Origin of the sequence: Enterococcus sp. CSURQ0835 (assembly GCF_902706605.1) — a bacterium.
Taxonomy (GTDB): domain Bacteria; phylum Bacillota; class Bacilli; order Lactobacillales; family Enterococcaceae; genus Enterococcus_A.
In genome coordinates this window covers 223053-242202 of sequence record NZ_CACSLH010000001.1, presented here as the reverse complement: position 1 = coordinate 242202, position 19150 = coordinate 223053, and the positions used below count along the sequence as shown (strand labels likewise).

At 41.1% G+C, this 19150-nt stretch carries 16 protein-coding genes and 1 tRNA gene; 11 read left to right on the top strand and 6 right to left on the bottom strand.

Going from position 1 to position 19150, the window contains the following annotated elements; genetic code table 11:
• The first annotated feature begins 49 nt into the window (after nucleotides 1-49).
• From recO to glyS, 3 genes are all read left to right on the top strand, one after another.
• Entirely contained in the window at nucleotides 50-838 is a 789-nt protein-coding gene (gene recO, locus GVJ38_RS01220; protein ID WP_159721341.1) for a DNA repair protein RecO, read from the top strand.
• A 300-nt stretch (nucleotides 839-1138) separates the two neighbouring features.
• Nucleotides 1139-2053, top strand: coding sequence for a glycine--tRNA ligase subunit alpha (glyQ, locus tag GVJ38_RS01215; RefSeq protein WP_159721340.1), 915 nt, complete (start codon nucleotides 1139-1141; stop codon nucleotides 2051-2053).
• Between the two features lies 1 nt (nucleotide 2054).
• Complete coding sequence (gene glyS, locus GVJ38_RS01210; protein ID WP_159721339.1) at nucleotides 2055-4133, top strand: glycine--tRNA ligase subunit beta; 2079 nt, start codon at nucleotides 2055-2057, stop codon at nucleotides 4131-4133.
• Nucleotides 4134-4470: 337 nt separating this feature from the next.
• Here the strand turns inward: glyS and GVJ38_RS01205 are convergent, their stop codons facing one another.
• From GVJ38_RS01205 to GVJ38_RS01190, 4 genes are all read right to left on the bottom strand, one after another.
• Nucleotides 4471-5412 carry an AEC family transporter gene (locus GVJ38_RS01205; protein WP_159721338.1) on the bottom strand — a complete coding sequence of 314 codons (942 nt, stop codon included), beginning with the start codon at nucleotides 5410-5412 and terminating at the stop codon, nucleotides 4471-4473.
• Nucleotides 5413-5530: 118 nt separating this feature from the next.
• Entirely contained in the window at nucleotides 5531-7459 is a 1929-nt protein-coding gene (locus tag GVJ38_RS01200; RefSeq protein ID WP_159721337.1) for a fructose-1,6-bisphosphatase, read from the bottom strand.
• A gap of 12 nt (nucleotides 7460-7471) precedes the next feature.
• Nucleotides 7472-8293: a pyruvate, water dikinase regulatory protein gene (locus tag GVJ38_RS01195; RefSeq protein ID WP_159721336.1), complete on the bottom strand. Its 822-nt coding sequence runs from the start codon at nucleotides 8291-8293 to the stop codon at nucleotides 7472-7474.
• A gap of 12 nt (nucleotides 8294-8305) precedes the next feature.
• The gene (locus GVJ38_RS01190) at nucleotides 8306-8935 is read right to left on the bottom strand and encodes a helix-turn-helix transcriptional regulator (protein WP_159721335.1); all 630 of its coding nucleotides are present in this window, start codon (nucleotides 8933-8935) and stop codon (nucleotides 8306-8308) included.
• Between the two features lie 186 nt (nucleotides 8936-9121).
• Between GVJ38_RS01190 and GVJ38_RS01185 the strand changes: the two genes are divergently transcribed.
• The 7 genes from GVJ38_RS01185 (at nucleotide 9122) to GVJ38_RS01155 (ending at nucleotide 16658) form a co-directional block, all read left to right on the top strand.
• Nucleotides 9122-9193: transfer RNA gene (locus GVJ38_RS01185), tRNA-Glu, on the top strand.
• 112 nt (nucleotides 9194-9305) lie between these two features.
• Nucleotides 9306-10151 (top strand): HipA domain-containing protein, encoded by an 846-nt coding sequence (locus tag GVJ38_RS01180; RefSeq protein WP_159721334.1) that lies wholly within the window; start codon nucleotides 9306-9308, stop codon nucleotides 10149-10151.
• Between the two features lies 1 nt (nucleotide 10152).
• On the top strand, nucleotides 10153-10872 hold the full coding sequence (locus GVJ38_RS01175) for an HIRAN domain-containing protein (RefSeq protein WP_159721333.1): 720 nt from the start codon (nucleotides 10153-10155) through the stop codon (nucleotides 10870-10872).
• A 187-nt stretch (nucleotides 10873-11059) separates the two neighbouring features.
• A complete protein-coding gene (locus GVJ38_RS01170) occupies nucleotides 11060-12238 on the top strand; it encodes an FIVAR domain-containing protein (RefSeq protein WP_159721332.1) in 1179 nt (392 codons plus the stop codon).
• 499 nt (nucleotides 12239-12737) lie between these two features.
• Nucleotides 12738-14234 (top strand): FIVAR domain-containing protein, encoded by a 1497-nt coding sequence (locus tag GVJ38_RS01165; RefSeq protein ID WP_159721331.1) that lies wholly within the window; start codon nucleotides 12738-12740, stop codon nucleotides 14232-14234.
• Nucleotides 14235-14371: 137 nt separating this feature from the next.
• Nucleotides 14372-15286 (top strand): FIVAR domain-containing protein, encoded by a 915-nt coding sequence (locus GVJ38_RS01160; RefSeq protein WP_159721330.1) that lies wholly within the window; start codon nucleotides 14372-14374, stop codon nucleotides 15284-15286.
• A gap of 163 nt (nucleotides 15287-15449) precedes the next feature.
• Nucleotides 15450-16658, top strand: coding sequence for an FIVAR domain-containing protein (locus GVJ38_RS01155; RefSeq protein ID WP_159721329.1), 1209 nt, complete (start codon nucleotides 15450-15452; stop codon nucleotides 16656-16658).
• 109 nt (nucleotides 16659-16767) lie between these two features.
• On the opposite strand, the gene yidC is transcribed toward GVJ38_RS01155, so the two are convergent.
• Together yidC and GVJ38_RS01145 are read right to left on the bottom strand one after the other, a co-directional pair.
• Nucleotides 16768-17718: a membrane protein insertase YidC gene (yidC, locus tag GVJ38_RS01150; protein WP_159721328.1), complete on the bottom strand. Its 951-nt coding sequence runs from the start codon at nucleotides 17716-17718 to the stop codon at nucleotides 16768-16770.
• Between the two features lie 104 nt (nucleotides 17719-17822).
• The gene (locus GVJ38_RS01145; protein ID WP_159721327.1) at nucleotides 17823-18101 is read right to left on the bottom strand and encodes an acylphosphatase; all 279 of its coding nucleotides are present in this window, start codon (nucleotides 18099-18101) and stop codon (nucleotides 17823-17825) included.
• Between the two features lie 71 nt (nucleotides 18102-18172).
• Between GVJ38_RS01145 and GVJ38_RS01140 the strand changes: the two genes are divergently transcribed.
• The gene (locus GVJ38_RS01140; protein ID WP_159721326.1) at nucleotides 18173-18934 is read left to right on the top strand and encodes a TrmH family RNA methyltransferase; all 762 of its coding nucleotides are present in this window, start codon (nucleotides 18173-18175) and stop codon (nucleotides 18932-18934) included.
• The last annotated feature ends 216 nt before the right edge of the window (nucleotides 18935-19150 follow it).

Genomic DNA, 19150 nt, shown 5'->3' with positions numbered 1-19150 from the left:
CATGCGTTTCCAGTTTTTTTGAACGAAATTTGCTAATGGAGGGGTGCAGATGGCGAATCTAGTTGAATCAAAAGGCTTGATCTTATTTACTCGGGATTACAAAGAAAAAGATAAACTGGTCAAAATTTTTACGGAATCTGCCGGAAAGCAAATGTTTTTTGCCAAAAATATCCAACGGCCCAATAATCCGTTGCGTTCGGCGATCCAGCCGTTGACTGAAGCAGTCTACTTGGGGAATTTCAAAAGTGAAGGCCTGTCTTTTTTAAATAGCGCTAAAGAAGTCACGCCGCTGCGTCGCTTGCAAGCGGATATTTTTTTGAACGCCTATGGGACTTATATTTTAGGGCTAGTGGATGCAGCGATTGACGACCACACGTATGATCCGCAGCTATATCAGTTTACAAGTGAAGCACTGCATAAAATGAATGACGGCGAAGATGGCGAGACGATCTTGAATATTTTTGAATTGCAAGTCATGCAGCGTTTTGGGGTTAGTTTGAATTGGCAGCGTTGCGGTGTTTGTGGAAAGACGCAAGGACGGTTTGATTTTTCTTCGAAGTACAATGGTATTTTGTGCGAAACCCATTGGCACTTAGATCCTCATCGCTATCATGCGGATGTGCGGGCGATTTATTTTTTACGGTTGTTTGCGGCGATCAGTTATGAAAAAATCAGTTCGATCAATTTAAAACCAGAAACGAAGACCGCTATCCGGCAAACGCTGGATCAATTGTATGAGGAATACATCGGGCTGCATTTGAAAAGTAAAAAGTTCATTGATCAGATGAGCAGCTGGCAAGCTGTTTTGAAAAAGCCGGAACCAAAAGAAAATGATTGACAAACATCTAGACTTACGACTATCATAGAACACAAGTGAATAGGTGCGTTGAACAAAAAAAGACGACGAGCTTTTTGCCTAGCGAATCCGGGATAGTGGGAGCCGGAACAAGAACCGTCGCTTCGAAGGCGTTTGGGAGCATCAGCTAAAAGAGCTGCCAAGTTTTTGCTTGGAAGTAGGGTGGAACCGCGTTTATACGTCCCTATGTCGATTGTGACATAGGGCTTTTTTATTTGTTCAAAAACGGATCGCCGTTTAATCGCCACGCATTTTGCATGATGAACTAGAGGAGGAAATACGATGAGTCAACCATTAACGTTACAAGACATGATCTTAACTTTGCAAAAGTTTTGGTCAGAGCAAGGCTGCATGTTGATGCAAGCTTATGATACTGAAAAAGGTGCCGGCACGATGAGTCCCTACACATTTTTACGCGCGATCGGACCAGAACCGTGGAATGCAGCGTATGTGGAGCCTTCTCGGCGGCCTGCAGATGGACGTTACGGCGAAAATCCGAATCGCTTGTATCAACACCATCAATTCCAAGTCGTGATGAAGCCATCGCCGAAAAATATCCAAGAATTGTATTTAGACAGTTTACGTTTATTAGGAATCGATCCGCTAGAACACGATATCCGTTTTGTAGAAGACAACTGGGAAAATCCTTCGATGGGTTGTGCTGGTGTTGGTTGGGAAGTTTGGTTAGACGGGATGGAGATCACTCAGTTCACGTATTTCCAACAAGTCGGCGGTCTGCCTTGTCATCCCGTGACGTCAGAGATCACATATGGGATCGAGCGGTTAGCTTCTTATATTCAAGAAGTGGAAAGTGTGTATGACTTAGCTTGGACAAACGGGGTCAAATATGGCGAGATCTTCCAACAGCCAGAATATGAACATTCTAAATATTCCTTTGAAGTCAGCAATCAGCAAATGCTCTTAGATAATTTTGACAAATTTGAACAAGAAGCACGTCGCTGTCTGGATTTGAATCTCGTGCATCCAGCGTATGATTATATTTTAAAATGCAGCCACACCTTTAACTTACTTGATGCGCGGGGGGCGGTTTCGGTAACAGAACGGGCCGGTTACTTAGCTCGGATTCGGAATATGGCTCGCAGTGTTGCGAAGATCTTTGTCGCGGAACGGAAAAAAGCCGGTTATCCATTGTTGGATCGCGCGACAGCTGAAAAATTGATCGGGGAGGAAAAATAAGATGGCGAAAAATTTATTACTAGAAATCGGCTTAGAAGAAATGCCTGCACATGTCGTGTGGCCTAGCATCAAACAATTAGAAGACAAGACCGCAAAATTTTTAGAAGACCAAAAATTAAGCTATGATTCGATCGAAACTTTTTCCACTCCGCGCCGTTTAGCGATTCGGGTCACCAATATCCCAGACAAACAAGACGATGTGCAAGAAGAAGTCAAAGGTCCTGCTAAAAAAATCGCGCAAGATGCAGCCGGTAATTGGTCAAAAGCTGCTGAAGGATTCGTTCGCGGTCAAGGTTTGACGACAGACGCGATCACATTCCGTGAATTAAATGGCACCGAATACGTGTATGTGACCAAATATATCCACGGAAAAACGAGTGCTGAAGTGTTAACGGGATTAGCTGAAGTCGTTAAAAGTTTGAACTTTCCAACCGAGATGCATTGGGGAACGTATAACTTTGAGTATGTCCGGCCGATTCACTGGATCGTGGCACTACTAGATGAGGAAGTGATCCCCTTTGAAGTAGTCGATGTAAAAACCGGTCGCACGACGCAAGGCCATCGTTTCTTAGGGGACGCGGTCGAACTAGCTGAACCGAAAGCCTACGAAGAAAAATTAAGCGAACAATTCGTGATCGCTGACGCCAACAAACGTCAAGCGTTGATCGTGGCACAAGTTGAAAAAATCGCAGCAAAACACGATTGGCAGATTGAACTTGATCCGAGCTTATTAGAAGAAGTCGTCAATTTAGTGGAGTATCCAACCGTTTTTGTGGGGGATTTTGAAGAACGTTTCTTAGCGATCCCAGAAGAAGTGCTCGTAACGTCCATGAAAGAACACCAACGCTATTTTGAAGTCCGCAATCAAAAAGGCGAACTCTTGCCGCATTTTATTTCCGTTCGTAACGGCAATGATGTCAAATTAGACAACGTGGTCAAAGGCAATCAAAAAGTTTTGACCGCTCGTTTGGAAGATGCCGATTTCTTCTATCAAGAAGATAAAAATCTGTCGATTGAAGACTGTGTGGAAAAATTAAAAAATGTGACCTTCCATGAAAAAATCGGTAGTATGTATGAAAAAATGCAACGGGTGGCAGTGATCAGCCAAATCATCGGAACACGGGTCGGTTTGAGCGAAACGGAACTGACTGATTTGAAACGCGCTGCTGAGATCTATAAATTTGACTTAGTAACGAACATGGTAGGGGAGTTTCCAGAATTACAAGGGATCATGGGCGAAAAATACGCACTGTTAAAAGGGGAGACACCGGCAGTAGCCCAAGCGATCCGCGAACATTATTTACCGATCGCTTCAGAAGGTGCGTTACCGCAATCGGCTATCGGGGCGGTTCTAGCCATCGCCGATAAGCTCGACAGCATGCTAGGCTTTTTTGCAGTCGGGATGATCCCAAGTGGTTCCAACGATCCATATGCGTTGCGCCGCCAAGCCTACGGGATCGTCCGCATCATTGAAGATAAAGACTGGACGTTCCCATTCACTGACATGCAGCATGCGATCGTTGATGCGATCAACGAAGACGAATTGAACTTTGGCCTTCACTTTGATCCAGAGCAAAAAGAAGTGTTCGACTTTTTCAAAGGTCGTTTGCGTCAACGGTTGTCATTGAAAAATATTCGCCATGATATCATCGATGCAGTGGTGGATTCAACGCAAGATGATTTGACTCGGATTTTCAAAACGGCCCAAATTTTTGATCAGCATACAAAAGATGAAAACTTCAAACTCGCGATGGAAGCGTTGACTCGAGTGATCAATTTAACTAAAAAAGCAGAGCCTGAAAGCTTGGACGGTGCGATCGATCCGAAATTATTTGAAAACACTGCGGAAAACGACTTGTATGAAGCAGTCAAATCAGCAGAAGATAAATTTGGTGATCAGTCGATGGCGGAAAACTATCAAACATTGACTGACTTACAACCAGTGATCGAACGCTACTTCGATCAAACGATGGTCATGGTCGACGATGAAAAAGTCCGCAACAACCGCTTACGCCAACTAGCAAAAATCGCCGATATGGCCCAAGCATTAGCCAGCATCGAAAAATTGATGACGAAGTAAAGACTATGCTAAAATGGTTTGGATTCGCGAATTTGACATCTTATTAGGAAGTTAGTAAGATAAAACTATAAATAAGTAATCCATATCTACACAAAAAAAGCCAGTGGCGGCCACCACTGGCTTTTTAAATTGGGCTAGCTGCCTTAATCGTTTTCGGAGTCTAGCCACTTGTTAATGAGATGGTCAATCACACTAACCGTGATTCCAAGCAGGAAATTAAATAAGTAATTCACATCTGACACTTCCTCTCTAGCTGAAAAATTCAACTGGAAAGCAGGCAGCACTTCATTATAACTTGAACCGATCTTATTGCCTAAGTGAGGGAAGATTTTGGGTCTTACAACACCAATTTCAACAACAGTGGGATATACGCTAAATAGATCAAGACGGAATAGCCTAAACTAGAGGCGGCATATTCTTGATCCCCATCATAAGACCGGGCGAGGATCGGCACGGAATTTTGGACGGGCATCGCCGCTTGAATAATGAAGACTGAAAGCATCAATTGCGGGACCTGGATGACTTGACCCAATCCCCACACGATCGCAGGAGATAAAACGAAACGACCGATCAAAACGCCAAAAATATCTTTGTTCATTTTCAAATTTTTGATCCCAGTGGCATAGACGATGATCCCGATGACAAACATCGACAGCGGTGTGGTCAAATTTGCGAGATAACCTAAAAAAGTATCGAACGATTTTGAATGGGGCAGTTGGAGTAAGACCCAAACTAAGCCGATCATGAAGCCCAATAAAGCCGGCGTGAAAACTTTTTTTAAGATCGGTAATAAGTGGAAACTGACTTTGGCTTGTTGGATCTTAGGATGGTCGCTTGCGATCATGTAGACACCGAGCGTCCAAAAGATCGTCGTATTCACGATATAATACAGCAACACATACGGTACCGCTTTGCCACCAAAGATCGCCAAGTTGATGGGCAGGCCGATAAAAATCGTATTGGAACACGTGAACATCGTGGAAAAAGTCCCGTAACGGCTTTTAGTGATCTTGAACAGCCGCGCGTAGATCAGACTCAAGCTAAACGTCAACATCATGGATAAGATCGGAATGATCATGCCAGTAAATAATTGCAAAAACTCTTGGCGCGAAAAATTTTCCGTGATATTCAAAAACATACTGCACGGTAATGCGATCTGCAAAATCAATTTAGAAAACGTATCCCCGACTTGGTCTGTGAACCATTGTTTGTAAGTTAAAAAATAGCCGATGAACATCAACGCAAAAATCAGAAAAATATTCAAATAAGCTGTTAACACCACGATCACCTCAACCAAAACTATACGCTAAAAAAGTTGAGATGAAAAGTTCGACACGGGGAAAACAAAAACGCGTGAGCAAAAGTAGTCAGGCTACTCATGGCTTACGCGTTTTTTATTATAGTACTTCTTGATAGTGTAATAATCCAGTCAAACTTTCGATTTGTTCTTCTAAGCTTTCGCCGATCGTCGTGTCTTTGATCAAAGTCCGGGTCAATTCTTGGTCGATCACTTTTTTCAGCGACGTCTTGTCGGTCTGCTTTTCCAATAGATCTTGAACGGAGGTGAAGACATCGTGAGTCACCAGTTGGAACCCATAGGAATTGTTCAACAGTGAGTAGCCGGCGATCCCTGTCGTTTTGTGATAGGCCTTGGACAAGCCGCCATCAATGACGAATAATTTACCTTCGCCTTTGATCGGTGACTCGCCTTTTTTAGCTTTGACCGGTGTGTGACCATTGATGATCCGAGAATGAGGGGAATACAAAGCGAACTCAGCTAAGATCATGTCACACGTTTCTTTAGTCTCACGAAACCGATAGTAACTATTTTTTACTTCTTCATGTGTCTTTTTATCCGCGATAAAATACCGTTCGAAAGTCGTCATGGCACTCTTGCCAAATTGCGGTGAGATTTTACCGGTCCAGCAATACCAGATCAAATCAGCCGCCGGACTATCCGTAGTCTGTTGTTCACAGCCGATGCGGATCTGTTCTTCAAAAAAGTTCAGTAAATCTTTGCCGGCGTGTTCTTTACCAGCGATTTTCAGCGGTAAAAATTTTCCGTCATCCGTCAGCGGGATACAACCATGAAACAAAAGGTGATTGTTGTAGACGAGGTACATGGAACCTTTGTCCAGCAGCAATTGCATGTGACGCTGCAAGTTGACAGAACCTTGGAAAGAAGCCAGCAGACTTTCCACCACATACTCTTCTTGGGCGGTCAATTCATAAGGATCTTTTTGCAGCATTTGGAAGCAACTGCCTTGTAACGGATAAGTTTTACCATTTAAGGTGATCGTGTTGGTTTTCAAATCTAATTTGTCGAACAATAAACGATCTGTCATCGCAAATTCAGGATGGCGTTTGATCAGTTGACCTTCTAGTTTGAACTGTAAAATCGCTAAAGCTTGATGCACCTTTTCTAAAGCTAACAGACTTTCACTGGAATAGCTTTTCGTTGCGTTTTTTTCTTTTGGTGTGAAGATCGGATTTTTCCCGTAATGTTCTTCCGCATACATGAACAAAGGTCGTAAATTCAAAGCGTAAGCGCGTTCAATATCATATAAATAATTATAACGTGCTGCGATTCGCAACAATGTCAAAAGACACGCCCGCGAGCCAGCAAAAGCGCCCATCCACAAAATATCATGATTGCCCCATTGGATATCAAGGGAAGGATGTTTCGCTAACTTGTCCATGATCCGCTCTGCACCAGTCCCACGGTCAAAAATATCGCCCACCACATGTAAATGATCCACGACTAAGCGCTGGATACTTTGACACAACGCGATGATAAACGGCGTTCCTTGATCCAGTTCTAATAGATGCTGTAAGATCTGATCAAAATAAGTCGCTTTATCGTGGTAATTCGTATCGGTGTACATGAGTTCTTCAATGATATACGCAAATTGTTTCGGCAACGCTTTCCGAACTTTTGACCGTGTATACTTAGTAGAAGAGTAGCTCAATAACTCTAGCAATTGGCGAATTTTTTTCCGGTACCATGAGCAGTCTTTGTACGCGTAAAATTTTTCGTCGGCTAACGCTTCTTGAGGGTAAGCTACTAAGATTGCCAGTTTATTTTTTTCGTATTCGGTCAATCGATCATGGAAGAGGTCATTGATTTTTTCTTTGATATTGCCGGCACCGGTGCGTAAAATGTGATCAAACGCGGCATCTTCCCCGTGGATATCACTGATAAACAACTCGGTTCCTTTCGGTAAATGCATGATCGCTTCTAAATTGATCAGCTCCGTCATGATTGCTTCTTTGGTCGTGAATTCTTTTTCCAACATCTGGTAATACTTATCCCGCGTCGATAACATAAAAACTCCCTTCTAGTCTGCTTGGTCGAGACTGTCTAAATAATCAACGATCAATGAAGCCGCTTCTTCCACCGATTTGTTCGTGACATCGATCGTTTTAGCTCCCAGTTTGTCAAACGTTTCTAACGAATACGCCAATTCTTCTTTGATCCGTTCCAGATCCGCGTAGCGTGAGTTTTCATTCAAGCCTAACGAGTGCAAACGATTCGCTCGAATTTTTTGCTGGGCTTCCGGCTCCAAGATCAGACCGATCAATTTTTCTTGCGGTACTTTTTTGATCTGCTCTGGTAACGGAACTTCCGGGATCAGCGGCAAGTTCGCCACTTTATAGCGATTGTTAGCTAAATACATCGAAAGCGGTGTTTTAGAAGTCCGTGAGATTCCTAGTAACACGATGTCGGCATCTAAAAAGCCTTTTGGATCTTTACCGTCATCATACTTCACAGCAAATTCGATCGCCGCTACTCGATTGAAGTATTCTTGGTTTAATTTGTGGACGATTCCCGCTTCTTCCACTGGTGCGACGCCCGTTTTTTTGTGGATCAGATCCATAAAGGGACTCATCAGATCGATGTATTGTAAGCCGGTGCGTTGGCTAAACTCAGCGACGATTTTTGTCAATTCTTCGTCAACTAATGTTATCACGACGATCGCGCTGTCTTTTAACGCATCTGCTAAAATAGCTTTCAATTCCTCGGGGTCTTTCGTAAACGGGAAACGATACGTTGAATCAAAGGAGACCGTCGGAAATTGGGCGGTCACGGCGTTGACTAACTTCAATGAGGTTTCACCAACTGCATCAGAGATCATATAAAGCGGAACACTTTTTTTCATCAAATCTAACTCCTAACGATTAGTTTCAGTTTGTTTTGCTTGCTGCATGATATAATTAAAAATGCGAGACTTCGTGATCTTGCCGACGACTTTTTTCGGATTGTCTTGACTGACTACCGGCAACGAATCGACTTGGAAATCTAGTAACACGGTCCCAGCTTCTAACAACGTATATTCTTGAGTGCACGTCTTAATGTGGGGCGCGCGCGTCATCACGACGGCTACGGGTGTGTTTTGTAAATTACTGTTCAACGCTGCTCGCAATAAATCTTTTCGCGAAAGCAGACCGACTAGTTGTTGATCTTGGTCGGTCACATAGATCGAACCGACATCATACATAAACATATTGGTGATTGCGTCGTGGATTGACGTATCTTGTGGCGTCAACAAAGGCGGCACCATGATGTCTTCTACTTTGACGGAAAACACTTTATCAAATAAAAATTGCTCGATCCCCACGCCGGTATAGGTGTAGCCGACTTTGGGACTTGCTTCTAAGATCCCTGCCATCGTTAAAAAAGACAAGTCAGTCCGCAACGTTGCATGTGAGATGCCTAACTGATCGGCAATCTTTTCGCCGCTCAACGGCTGTCCGTCTTTTACGATCGCGATGATCTTTTCTTGCCGTTCTGATAAGTTCATAATTCCTCCTGGAAATTTTACTATTGGTCTACGTTACATTATACACCGCTAACAGTTATAATCAACATAATGAATAAAATAAACGCATATTTGGTTTGCAAGTAAAATCTTTTTGAGTGCTTTTGCTTGTCAAATCAAATCAAAAGAGTATAATGACTTTTGTTGGTTCAAACGTTTCACCAAAACAACCCGTTAGTCAAGGGGTTAAGACGCCGCGTTCTCAGCGCGGAAACACGGGTTCAAATCCCGTACGGGTTATTCCAAGAGTCAAGATCTAATAGAGATCTTGACTCTTTATGTATCTTGAGTAAAAATCAATAGTTTTCAATGGTTAAAGGTGATAAACTTAATAAAAATAAGTAGGTGCTGTGTGAAAACGATAGATGTAACTGATTGGGAAGTCGCAGCAGAAAATCCTTCCGGTGCTAGAGAAAAAATTTGGTTGATTAATCCTTCAAATAAAGAGAAATATTTATTTAAAAAGCCACAGAGTGAAGGAGAAAGAATTGGAGAAGTCGCTTCTTATTGTTTAGGGACAGAAATATTTAATTTGAAAATCCCAGAGACTGTTTTTGCTGAACGAGCTGGAGTATTAGGAACGATCTCCAAATCATTTATTCCTGAAGGGGAACAAACATACTTGGAGTTCCAAGAAATCGTGGATTATTTTGGAGACGATTTTGATGAATATGATTTAACTGAATACACATTAATGAAATCACTGGAAATTGTTAAGCAATTAGGTGTAAAAGAAAACTTTTTTGAAATGTGTCTTTTTGATTATTTGATTGCCAATCAAGATCGTCATGTGCAAAACTGGGGAATCCTAACAAATCAAAAAACAAATGAGAAATATTTTTCTCCGCTCTATGATAACGGTTCTTCACTTTTCTCAGGTTATAAAGATGAACAATTACTTGATTTTTTACGTGATAACAATAAATTTCAAGCATACACAAATAGAGCTAGATCATTATTTTTTTATGAAAAGAAAAAACCTAAGTTTATATCAATTCTCCAAGCGCTTTTAGCAAATGATCAGCAGTTGTTTGTTCATACGTTTAAAAAATTCCAACATAAAAATTCTGAAGTAATATCCGAATTATTAGTGCAGCGAGTTGGTGTTAGTGAGCTTAGGAGTAAACTAATCGTAAAGCTAATTATTTATCGCACCCAAAAAATTGAACAGCTAATCAACGATTTCGAGGTGAATTAGAATGGAAAAAAAATTGTATTTACTTTGGCAAGATCGAAAGACTCGTTGTTGGTACCATGTAGGAACGTTGTTTCAGCATCAAGATCAAACTTTTTCTTTTGCTTATGAGCATGGACAAGAAAAAAGTTTGCAAGCTGCAATTGCTGCAGGTTATGCGGGGCACCCGGCTTTTCCTGATTTAACAAAAACGTATCATGCGACTAAACTATTTAGTGCTTTTAATCGACGTTTACCAAATCGAAGACGTAAAGATTATCACTTTTTGTTTGAGATCTTTGATCAAGAGAAAAAGCAGGGTAATTTTGATTTGTTAGCAATTACTGGTGGGCGGTTGTACGGAGATGCATACGAGTTTGTGGAACCAATTTATGAAAAAGAAAATCGTTTTGAGATTGATTGTTTTTTACGTGGCTGGCGACATTACAACAATGAAACTGCTACATTGGAAAATGCGCAACTCATGTTAGTCAAAGAAGAAAAAAATCTCTATGATCAAGATGCAGTTTTTGTATTTGATCAAACACAAAATAAAAAAATTGGGTATATCCCTGCTTTTTATTCTACTTTTGTGCGAACGATCTTAGATGCAGATGTGGCGATTAAACTTGAGTATCAATTTTATAAAAACGCGGAATCCCACTATAAGGTGCGGCTGAATTTGACAGGGAGAATCCCAGCACAATTGAATTATACATTGAAAAATGAATTACTATTAAGTTAGCTCGGATAAGTAGTAAAGCAGTAAAAAGTAATCGTGCTTAAGTAAAGTAACGATTACTTTTTTTATATTTGCTAGTGAGTTTAGCTTTTAAAATTTCTAGTAGCGAGTTTATTTCAAAAACATCACTTCGGTTATATAAAATATGTTATACTCCTAATCTAGGTTTCAAATTTGGGAGGATAGTTTGATGAAAAAAATTGTATTGAGTGTGAGTGCGTTAGTTGGGTTAGGTATCATCGTCGCCACGAGTCAGACGGCTGCGGCTGCTACGAAAGAATTATATCGGCTGTACAATCCGAATAGTGGCGAACATTTTTACACGTTAGCTGTCACTGAAAAAAATAATTTGGTCACAGCTGGATGGACGGCAGAAGGGATCGGCTGGTACACGCCCACTCAAGGGGATCAAGTGTATCGTTTATATAATCCAAACGCAGGTGACCATCATTACACTGAAAATAAAGGCGAATACGATAATTTGGTTGCACTTGGTTGGAAAGGTGAAGGCGCTAGTTTTTATTCTGCTACGACCGAACCGCGAGTACCGATTTATCGCGCGTATAATCCAAATGCCAAAACCGGTGCGCATAATTTTACCGCTAGTCTGACCGAACAAAATGGGTTGGTCAAAGTTGGTTGGCGAGATGAGAAAATTAGTTTTTACGGCGTTGCTCAAAATGCAGTCGATAAAAATGAATTGAACGCAGCGATTGAAAAAAATAAAACGATCCCAGCAGATGGCTATACTAAAAAATCATATCAAGTATACCAGGCCGCATTAGCGACAGCTCAAACGGTTGCTCAAAATAATGCTGCCACTCAAGAAGAAGTCGATGGGGCGACTGCAAAATTAACGACGTCAGTCAATGAACTCGTTTCCTTAATGCCATTACAGACGATGCTCGACCAGCTGGGTGCTTTGTCGATGGATCACAACGCCAATGAATTATTCGTGACTACGCAATTCAACGCCTTTTTAAGCAGTGAATTGTTTAGCGACATCTTCCAAAACGTTCTCAATAATCCTGACGTAACAAAAGCCCAAGTTACAGACGCCATCCAAAAAATCAATGCCGGCTATGCCAATGTCGTCTACAGTGGTGACTTGAACAAATTAAAGCAAATGACCTATGAAGCAAGTGATTTTATTTCAAGCACAGCTCAAAACGATTACACTGATAAGTTAGTCCCTGCACTGACTCAAATGTTAGCAGACACTAACGCGGGGAAAAAATCACAAGCGGAAGTCGATCGCTTCGTCCAAGATTTTATCGTCAAAGTCAAAGTAGATCTCACGCAAGCAGCTCAAACTAAAGTACCTGCTAAAAGTGAAAAACCGCAACTGCTCACTAAACAACAAAACTAAATTTCAACTAACCAAATCCTCCAAGTTGATTGGGGGATTTTTTTGAATGGAAAATCCCGCTTTAACTAGTTGATGAACTACGTATCATTCCAATAAATGAAGTGAAAATTTTTAGCTAAATAGGTGAAGCCAGCTTTTTGAACAATCATTTTCCAAAACAAAAAACTACTATTTTTTGTAAAAAATAGATGAAAAGCCAATGAAATGTTACGAAAATTACCATTTTTATTGGTTATTGAAATTTTTCTCTCATTAAATTAAAAAAAATTCTGTCGTAAATTACGCGTTATTACACGGTTTGCTTTTTATGAAAATACAATTAATTTTTTTGATTCGTGTCAAGAGTAGGCGCTATATAATAGTAGAAAAGCGCTAGAAAAAAATTAAAAAAAAAGTTGATTTTGGGTTACAAAAATTTGGTAATGTGATATTCTATATACATAAACGTTATATAAGTTATCGTTTATCAAAACTTTTTTGAATTCGGAAGGAGATTTTTATGAAGAAGAAAGTTATTTTAAGTTTAGGAGCTATCGTTGGGTTAGGCCTAGTTATGGCTTCAAGCCAAGACGCATCTGCAGCTTCTGCTAACGAATTGTATCGTCTTTACAATCCAAATTCAGGCGAACATTTCTACACATTAAACGCAGGCGAACGCGATGGCTTAGTTAAAGCTGGTTGGAACAATGAAGGCATTGGTTGGTACACACCAGAAAAAGGTGACACTGTTTACCGTTTATACAACCCAAATGCTGGCGACCACCATTACACTGATAACAAAGGTGAATACGACAACTTAGTTAAAATCGGTTGGACTGGCGAAGGCGAAAGCTTCAAGTCAGACACTGCTAAGACTGTTCCAATCTACCGCGCTTACAACCCTAACGCTAAAGCAGGTGCTCATAACTTTACACCAAGTAAAGATGAACAAACTGGCTTAGTTGCTAAAGGTTGGGACGATGAAGGTATCGGCTTCTACGGTGTTAACAAAGAAGACGAAAAAGTTAACAAAGACGCTTTGAACAAAGCGATTGCTGACGTTAAAGGTGCTAACGATAACTATGATCGTTACACAGTTGATTCATTTGCTCCATTCCGTGTAGCATTTAACGAAGCTTCAAAAGTAGCTGCTGACGATAAAGCAACTCAAGCTGATGTAGATGCAGCTAAAGCAGCTTTAGACAAAGCTGCTGCAGGTTTAGAATTCGAAGCTGTTAAAGATGCTACTGCATTAAAAGGTTTAGTTGATGGTTTAGATGGTCAAGATTATATTGATGCTAAATATACTCCAGAAGAATTTGTTGCTGGAACTGCTGATGCTTATGTAAAAGCAGTTGATGCAGCGAAGAAAGTTCTTGATGATCCTGAAGCAACACCTGAACAACTTACAACTGCTTTCTATGATTTAACAGATGCTAAAGCAGCGCTTAAAAAACCTTTCTCAAGCACTGATGCTTATAAAAACTTAGATAAAGCAGTGAAAGCTTTAGCAACGCTTAAAGCTGATAACTACACAAAACTTACTTGGGATAACTTACAAGCAGCTTTACCAGCAGCTCAAGCAGCTTTGAAAGCAACTGAAGATACTCCAGAAAATGAAACTGCTGCAACTACAGCATTGACTAACTTGGATACTCAATATAAAGCTTTAGCTTTCATTAATACCGCTAAATCTTACAATGATCAATTTGGTAAAAAAGCTGACAAATACGTTTACGCTGAAAATCAATTTGATAGTGCAGCTGACTACAATGTTTACACAGCAGCAGCTGATGACTTAGCTCAAAGTCTTAAAGACGTAGCACTTAAAGGTGATAAAACTGCGACAGATGCACTTGCAGCTAAAGAAACTACACTTTACAACACACTTGCTAAATTAACTGCTAACGTTGATAAAACAGCAGCAGCAGCTAAAAAAGCTCAAATTGATGATGCCAATGCTAAAGAACCAACTGTTGCTTACACTGACTTAGCAGCTTTTGTTGCAGCACAATAATTCAATTTATTTGAATTTCAAAACCAATCTCATTTTGATGAGGTTGGTTTTTTGTTTTCTCAGGCAATTGTTTGCGTCTTTTCATTTTTTTTGCTTAAATAGAAGTAATGACGGAAAAGTTTGGAAGGAGCAGTTTGATGAAGAAAAGTTTGATTGGTTTAAGTGTGTTGTTTGGAGCCGGAGTTGTTTTTGCGGGTGCGCATGAAGCACAAGCGGATTCGAATTTGTTGTACCGGATGTATAATCCTAATTCTGGCGAACATTTTTATACGGAAAGTGCGGCTGAAAAAGATGGCTTAGCTAGTGTTGGCTGGCATGAAGAAGGAATCGCCTGGTTCACACCAGATAAAGGGGATACAGTCTATCGCTTGTACAATCCAAACTCTGGTGATCATCATTACACTATGAGCCAAGACGAATATAATTTCTTGGAAAAAGTGGGTTGGAAAGGTGAAGGCAAGAGTTTTTACTCGGCGGATAAGAGTGTGAAGAATCGTCAAGAGATCTACCGCGCCTATAATAAAAATGCGAAGATCGGCAGCCATAATTTTACCGCGAATAAAAATGAACAAACTTTCTTAGCGAAAAATGGTTGGACTGATGAAGGCGTTGCGTTTTACGGCAATGATTATGTAGCGGACCAAGCGAAAAACAAATTAGCCAATGTGATCAACGAAGCGAAAGCTTTAGACGAAAATAATTATACGAGTGATTCTTGGGCAGGCTTTGCGGTTGCCTTGACTCAAGCACAACGAATCTTAACGGCGGATAATTCTACCAAGGATGATTATGCAAAGATGACAACTGAATTAACGGACTACATGAATAAGTTAGTCGAACAAGCCAGTAAATTTGCTTTAAAAGGTGCTTTAGATCGTTATAATGATTTCAGTAAAAATTCTGCTTACACAGCAAAACCTGAATGGCAAGTTGCTGTTAAGCTCTTGCCAGATGCGCAAGCTGTCTATAATGATACGAATGCAACACAAGCCGAAGTCGATGCGATCGCCAATAAACTCTATGATGCGTTGACGGCTGTAGCACAAGCGTAGATTCTGATTCCTCAGAAGTTTATTCTGGGGGATTTTTTTGTACTTCGAACAAAGCTTACAGCCAAACTATTTTTTGATTAAATGTTATTGTAAAACTGATTAGCGAATGGTAACTTATTAATAAGAAGAAATTTTTACGATTATTTTAATAAGGAGTAAGAAGATGAAAAAAAGTTATTTGTTAGGCTTGAGTACCATGATTGGGCTGAGTTTTGTGATGGCAGTACAAGATGCTTCTGCGTCATCTGTTGCTTTGTATCGGTTATATAATCCGAATTCTGGTGAACATTTTTACACGGAAGATCTAGGCGAGAAACAGTTATTGATCCAAGAAGGTTGGCATGATGAGGGGATCGGTTGGCAAGCGCCGACTACAGGAGATGCTGTCTATCGTTTGTACAATGAACATGTTGGGGATCATCATTATACTTCTGACCGTGGCGAGTATGATTATTTGATCCGTCTAGGTTGGAAAGGTGAAGGAGAAAGTTTTTATTCTGCCGATCAAACCCAGCAAAATCGTGAACCCGTCTATCGGGCATACAATCCCAACGCGCAAAGCGGGACGCATAATTTTACGATCAGTTCGACTGAACAAAAAACGATCGTTGATTTAGGCTGGAAAGATGAAGGCACAGCGTTTTATGCTGTAGGAAAAATAAATAGTGTGGACAAAGAATCATTGCAAGAACAAGTCAGCTTTGGCCAACAGATGGACCCTGAAGAGTATGGTGCGGATTCATTGAAAGCCTATCAAGTCGTCTTGAAAAAAGCGGAAGCTGTCTTAGCAGATCAAAACGCGACACAAGCCCAAGTCGATGCTTCAGCTAAAGAATTGTCGGCTGCCTTTGAACAGTTAGCGAAGATCGGTGAATTAAAAAACTTGCTGCGCAAAGTGGATGAGTTAAAAGCAGAAGATTATGGCAAGCGTTCGTTTGAAAACTTTTTAGCAACGCCCGAACTAGTAAAATTACGTGAGTTGATTACGGATCCAGCGGTTACGAACAAACAAGTCACGGCAGCCAGCAATGCATACACGCCAGCTGCTAAAACAGCTTACGATAAAGTGGTGTATGTCGGCTACTTGAAAGCACTAGTTGCCGCGCAATATGCTGCGACCGATTTCAAATTTGGAGCGGAAGCATCTTATCCTACTTCACTGGCGTTACTGCGCAAGACGATCGCAGGTGCGGATGATGGAACATACAGTCAAGCGCAAGTCGATGCGATCGTGGAGATCTTCGCCACAAAAACATTGCCTGATCTGTTGAATGACAATGGCTTGAAAAAAGTACCCGCTAAAACTGACAAGCCGATATTATACACGACAAATGAAGAAGGCGCAGAAAATTTACCTGACAGCAATAACTAAATAGTTAAAGTAAAAACCAAATGCAAACTGCGTTTGGTTTTTTGCTTGTTGCGGAAGTTGGAGAAATAAAAAAATCCCACTCAGCTTCGAGTGGGATGAAAGTGCGATGTTATTTTTTATTAGGTTGCTTTCCGGCATTGCGTCCGGTTTGTTTCCCTGTGTTTCGGTTATTTTTCTTTGCGGGATTTTGAATATTTTTTGGTTTTTCTTTAATCGGTTCAGCTTGTTTGACGACAGGCTTCACGACTTGTTTTGGTGGATTCTTTTTTAGTTCCGCTTGAATCTTCGCTTTGATCCGTGGTCGCATCATAACGTTTGTGATGAACGTTTGGATACAACTGAAGACCCCGCCGACGACCCAATACAACGCGACCCCAGCTGGTGAGGTGAACGACATGAAGACGATCATCAATGGTGAAGCGATCATCATGGAACGCATCGTCTTTTTCTGCTCTTCAGGGACACCGATCAGTGAGATGTAGCCTTGAAGCAAGTAGGCGACACCAACAAAGATCACCAGCATGTAACTAGGTTTTGACAGTTCGATCCCTAAGAAAGTCGAACCTTGGATACCGTGAGAAAAGCGCGCGGTGTAATACAAGGCAGAGAAGATCGGCATTTGGATCAGAAGGGGCAAACAACCGACCCCACCAAGCATACTGACACCATTTTCTTTGTACAAAGCTTGCATTTCTTGTTGGGCTTCCATCTGTTCCGCTTGCGTTTTAGCTGCTTTGACTTTTGCTTGGACGACATCCATTTGTGGCTTGATAGCGGCCATTTTTTCAGTTTGGATCAATGATTTTTTTGATTGATGGATCCCAAGTGGCATAATGATGATCCGCACGATGATCGTTAAGACGATGATCGCCAAACCGTATGACCAGTCAAAGTTTTGCACCATCCATTGCAAAAAGTTCTCTAATGGAACTACAAAGATGCGGTACATAAAACTGCTAGTGTCGGGGCTGCCATCTTTGTTATGCGGTACACAGCCGGACAAAAAGATGATCATGCTCAATAGGCCTGAGCCTAAGAGCCATTTTTTTAATTTATTCAATTGATTTCTTCCTTTTCTGATTGGATTCACACAAGAGATACTATACTAAAAATACTACGGCTTTTCAATCCAATTCAGAAAAATGCAGGAAGGTTCACAAATTCTTAATAGTAGATCACATTAAATGAAGTGTAATCTTTGATCGTCTCGTCTTCGTTGATTTCTAAGTGCTGAACCTGCGCAAATGGATTGCGGGGTTGTTTTTTTAAAGCAGCGATGAAGTGATCAATCGCCGCTTTTTCGCCCACGGCTTCGATCGTGACACTGCCATCAGTTTCGTTTTTGACTGTTCCAAAAATCCCGGCGTCTTGTGCTAATTGGACTGTGGTATAACGAAAGCCGACGCCTTGCACACGACCGGATGCCTTGATTCTTACTTTCATAAAAAATCCTCCCTCACTCTTTTCTTAATGATAGCCGAAAAAATGATATAATGCCAAAGAGGTGAAGTCAGGTGAAAGAAATTTCTTCCGTTAAAAATCAAGTGATCAAAGAAGCAAAAAAATTACAGCAAAAAAAATATCGACTCAAAGCCGGCGCCTATTTGTTAGAAGGCTTCCATCTGATCGAAGAAGCAGTCAAAGCCGGTAGCAAACTGCAGGCGCTGTTTGTCAGTGCACGGGGAGTCAGTGAGTGGCAGGAATGGTTGGAAACTTTTGGTGAAGAGTATTATTTAGTGACCGATGAAGTGTTGAAAACTTTAGCGACTGAAAAAACGCCGCAAGGGATGATCGCAGTGTGCGAGTTGCCGACAGAAGCAGCCTTTAAAGCCAGTGGAAGTTGGTTGTTATTGGATACGATCCAAGACCCAGGTAATTTGGGGACGATGATCCGCACGGCAGACGCGGCGGGACTGACCGGAGTAATTTTAGGTAGTGGAACGGTGGATCTGTATAACCCTAAAACATTGCGTAGCATGCAAGGCAGTCAGTTTCATCTGCCAATCATTTCCCGTGAATTAGCTGAGGTAATCGAAGAATTCAAAGCTAGTGACGTGCCGGTTTACGGCAGCGCGTTGGATCAAGCAGCTGTCATCTTTTCTGAAGTGGCACCGCAAACTGATTTTGCATTGATCATGGGCAACGAAGGCAATGGGATGCAGCCAGAATTGTTAAAGGTGACCGATCAAAATTTATACATTCCGATCAAAGGTGCAGCGGAATCGTTGAATGTGGCCGTTGCGGCTGGAATCTTATTGTTTCAGTTGAACCGATAAGCAGTGGCAGTAAATTTTTGCTTTGAAAATTTACTTGCTGCTTTTTATGATCCCAAGTCTAAAGATGTCTAGCCGTATGAACTAGTACGCTTCGGAAATAAGCTGAGAAAAAACCACTGATCGCTTTTTTGCTCAATTCGTAAAGACAATTATAAAAACATGAAACATTTATTACGTTTTGTTAGCGCTGTTTAAGGATGTATTAAACTTCCCGGT